Below are 1,872 nucleotides of genomic sequence, written 5' to 3'. Positions count from 1 at the left end.
GTTTTCAATATTGTGTAGGGATTGGAGAGGTTCCCCTATTTTTAGAAACGTAAAGTTTTGACTCAAAATCCCTGCGGACTTGTAGTATAGTGTGACAAAAGAAAACAAGTTTTATGAGGTTATTTCAGTTGGCATCTTTTACAGACCCTTTGTACAGCAACCAATGGCACCTTGATCTCATTAATGTTTCCGATGTGTGGGACGATTACTCCGGCTCAGGAGTGACGGTCGGTATTTTTGATGATGGTGTTGATTATAATCACGTCGATTTAAATGGTAACTTTGATGACAGCCTGAATATTGTTTGGGGTGGCACCGAATGGGACCCGTACCCGAATGTTGGTGAAAACGCGCACGGAACTGCGATCGCTGGAATTATTGCTGCCGAAGCTGGAAATAATCAAGGCGGTGTAGGTGTAGCGTATGGTGCAACACTTGGTGCGGTAGATATATTTGATGACGTCTATCTTAACGGCCTCGATGAGATCGCTACTTTCGAACACATGCGCAACTTCGACATCGCCTCGAACAGTTGGGGGTACACTCCTAATTTCGCGGAATTCCAGAATTCCGGGCTATCTTGGACTTACCTAGGGCAAGGCGCTGCGGTTTATGCGGAAAATGTGGAAGAAGGTCGTGATGGCCTAGGGACCATAATTGTTCAGGCTGCGGGGAATGATTATTCGAACGCACAAGGAACAGGTGAACACACTGTTCGTACGGCGATCAGTGTTGCTGCAACGACCAACAGCAATCAGGTCGCTGATTACTCCAATTTTGGTACCAACCTGTTAATCTCTGCCCCGGCCGCATCGGTCACAACTGATATTTCGGGTGCAGCAGGGTATAGCAGTAGCTCTTACACCACGACATTTGGTGGAACCTCAGCTGCGACACCTGTTGTGTCTGGTGTGGTTGCCTTGATGTTGGAAGCGAATGACGAGTTGGGTTGGCGCGATGTACAGACAATCCTAGCGATGTCGGCAGCCCAAACTGGGTCTACCTATGGGCAGTCCGGTACTGGATATGAAATGGGAGACTGGTTCAGCAATGATGCCGAAAATTGGAATGGTGGTGGTGCCTCTTTTCATCTGAGCTATGGCTATGGTCTTGTGGATGCGCTTGCCGCTGTTCGGATGGCTGAAGCTTGGTCCTATATGGTGCAAGACGCTGCGACCTCTGGAAATGAAACCACGGTCAGCGTCACCAGCAACAGTCTTGTGATTATTCCAACCATCGGCATGGTGGAGTCATCGCTGACTGTTACCGAAGATATGCAAATAGAATATATCAACGTTAGTGTTGATATGGAGCATACATACGCGCAAGATTTGTCGATGTTTCTCGTTTCCCCGGCGGGGCAAGAGTACATGCTTCTCGACAGAACCAACAGCACCAGTCTGATGGATTATGGCTGGGAGTGGACGTTTGGCGTAGCGGCACTGCAAGGCGAAAGCTCCGCTGGTGAATGGACCATACGGGTTGTTGACAATGCGGGGGGTGATGACGGTTCAATCGACAACTTTAGCATAGATTTCCACGGGGCAGCGGACAGCGTGGATGACATTTTTCACTTCACAAATGACTTCATGGACCTTGCCAGCGTTGAGGGTGATCGCACAACGATCGAGGATACCAACGGTGGGATTGATTGGCTGAACCTGTCCGCTGTGTCGGGTAATGTCGAACTGGATTTGAATTCTAGCATCATGGTGCAAGGTGAGGAATGGGTCAGCCTTTCGGCGAACCAGCTTGAGAATGCAAGTTCGGGAGATGGTAATGATCGCTTGATCGGAAACAATGCTGATAACGAGTTGCACGGAAACCGAGGCAACGATGTGATTTCTGGTGGCAATGGTGATGACATCATTT

Annotated in this window: 1 protein-coding gene; it reads left to right on the top strand. The window is 48.8% G+C overall.

The annotated features are described in order from the left end of the window. Positions 1-113: 113 nt before the first annotated feature. Positions 114-1,872, top strand: a 1,759-nt coding sequence (locus tag AC3Y7R_RS16850) for a S8 family serine peptidase (protein WP_490043232.1), incomplete at its 3' end; no start/stop codon positions are given.

This window comes from Litoreibacter sp., assembly GCF_058136045.1.
The sequence above is the reverse complement of the archived record's forward strand: the minus strand, read 5'-3'. Positions and strand labels throughout refer to the sequence as shown.